The organism is Lacticaseibacillus manihotivorans DSM 13343 = JCM 12514 (genome assembly GCF_001435035.1).
Taxonomy (GTDB): Bacteria; Bacillota; Bacilli; order Lactobacillales; family Lactobacillaceae; genus Lacticaseibacillus; species Lacticaseibacillus manihotivorans.
The window spans coordinates 10,195-10,473 of record NZ_AZEU01000275.1; the positions used below are offsets into that span (position 1 = coordinate 10,195).

Below are 279 nucleotides of genomic sequence, written 5' to 3' on the forward strand. Positions count from 1 at the left end.
TTAATTATTGCAACGCTGACGAATCAGCGAAGCGGAAGACGAGATTCGAACTCGCGACCCCCACCATGGCAAGGTGATGTTCTACCACTGAACTACTTCCGCATCGTACTGCCGACTAAAGGATTCGAACCTTCGACCCCCTGTTTACAAGACAGATGCTCTACCAACTGAGCTAAGTCGGCATTGGATTGAATCAAATCAGTCGGGATTGGATCTACGATCCATGGAGGATACAGGGCTCGAACCTGTGACCCTCTGCTTGTAAGGCAGACGCTCTCC

At 50.5% G+C, this 279-nt stretch carries 3 tRNA genes (1 of these 3 only partly in view); all 3 read right to left on the minus strand.

The window, feature by feature from the left end:
- A tRNA-Ser gene (locus FD01_RS16205) sits at positions 1-11 on the minus strand (it extends 65 nt beyond the left edge of the window).
- Between the two features lie 19 nt (positions 12-30).
- Positions 31-102 (minus strand) — tRNA-Gly (locus tag FD01_RS13785).
- Between the two features lie 7 nt (positions 103-109).
- Positions 110-182, minus strand: a tRNA-Thr gene (locus FD01_RS13790).
- Positions 183-279: the final 97 nt, after the last annotated feature.